This window comes from Azorhizobium oxalatiphilum (assembly GCF_014635325.1).
In the GTDB taxonomy this organism is placed as follows: domain Bacteria; phylum Pseudomonadota; class Alphaproteobacteria; order Rhizobiales; family Xanthobacteraceae; genus Azorhizobium; species Azorhizobium oxalatiphilum.
The window spans coordinates 1-1476 of the sequence record NZ_BMCT01000022.1 but is presented as its reverse complement, the minus strand read 5'-3'; the positions used below and the strand labels follow the sequence as shown (position 1 = coordinate 1476).

The 1476-nt window shown below is 65.4% G+C and carries 1 protein-coding gene; it reads left to right on the top strand.

What is annotated here, in order from left to right:
* Nucleotides 1-112 precede the first annotated feature (112 nt).
* On the top strand, nt 113-1336 hold the full coding sequence (locus tag IEW24_RS28570; RefSeq protein WP_188584327.1) for an ABC transporter substrate-binding protein: 1224 nt from the start codon (nt 113-115) through the stop codon (nt 1334-1336).
* The last annotated feature ends 140 nt before the right edge of the window (nt 1337-1476 follow it).

Here is a 1476-nt window from a genome sequence, read left to right as displayed (position 1 = left end):
CCCAACGACAAGATCGCAGAAAACGCGGCACGTCTGGAAGCATTCCTCGGCGTCTGACGACCCTGGGGATTTCAAACAGCGACAGCCGGCCCGTCCGGCAGGAGGAAACGACATGCGTCTTGCAGCCACCCTCGTGGCGGCCGGCGGCCTTCTGGCCGCCACCGCCCTTTCCGTTCCCGCTTATGCCCAGACGCCGCTCAAGGTGAAGATCGGCGTGCTCACCGACATGTCCAGCCTCTATTCGGACCTGTCCGGCGCCGGCTCGGTATGGGCGGCCAAGAAGGCGGTGGAGGATTTCAACGCCACCAACAAGAGCCTGCAGGTGGAAGTGGTCTCCGCCGACCACCAGAACAAGGCCGACGTGGGCACCTCCGTCGCCCGCCAGTGGTATGACGTGGATGGCGTGGACATGATCGTCGATACGCCCAATTCCGGCGTCGCGCTGGCGGTCAATCAGGTGACCAAGGAAAAGAACAAGGTGTTCGTGAATTCGGGCGCCGGCACCTCCGACCTCACCGGCAAGGCCTGCTCGCCCAACACCGTGCACTGGACCTACGACACCTGGTCGCTGGCCAATGTGACCGGCAAGGCCATCACCAAGGGCGGCGGCGACAGCTGGTTCTTCATCACCGCCGACTACGCCTTCGGCCAGGCGCTGGAGCGCGACACCGCGGCCGTGGTGAATGCCAACAACGGCAAGGTGCTCGGTCAGGTCCGCGCGCCCATCAACACGCAGGACTTCTCCTCCTTCCTGCTGCAGGCGCAGTCCTCCAAGGCCAAGGTGATCGGCCTCGCCAATGCCGGCGGCGACACCATCAATTCGGTGAAGCAGGCGGCGGAATACGGCATCGTGGAAGGCGGCCAGAAGCTCGCCGGCCTGCTGATCTTCCTGTCCGACATCCACTCGCTCGGCCTGAAGACCGCGCAGGGCCTCACCATGACGGAAGCCTGGTACTGGGACATGACGGACGCCAACCGCGCGTTCGCCAAGGACTTCGCGGCCGGCAACGGCGGCAAGTATCCCACCATGGTGCAGGCGGGCGTCTATTCCGGCGTGACCCACTATCTGAAGGCGGTCGCCGCGGTGAAGGCGGCCAAGGACGGCGCCGCCGTGGTGGCGGAAATGAAGAAGCTGCCCACCGACGACAAGCTGTTCGGCAAGGGCGAGGTCCGCGCCGACGGCCGCCAGATCCACCCCATGTATCTGTTCGAGGTGAAGAAGCCGTCGGAGTCCAAGGGCCCCTACGACTATTACACCCTCAAGGCCACCGTGCCGGCGAACGAGGCCTTCCGCCCGCTCGATCAGGGCGACTGCCCGCTGGTCAAGAAGGGCTGATCAGCCGCGCCTTCACCCCGCCGCCGCGTCACGCGGCGGCGGGGTTCATCCCATCCTGATCCTCGGGCCAGAGAAGCTGTTATGTTCGAGCTCATTGGCATCGCGCCGCAGGCACTGTTCGGCCAGCTGCTCCTCGGCCT

Bases quoted from the DNA above. Each gene is read 5' to 3' on its own strand.
- IEW24_RS28570 (WP_188584327.1), top strand. From the start codon at position 113: ATGCGTCTTGCAGCCACCCTCGTGGCGGCCGGCGGCCTTCTGGCCGCC.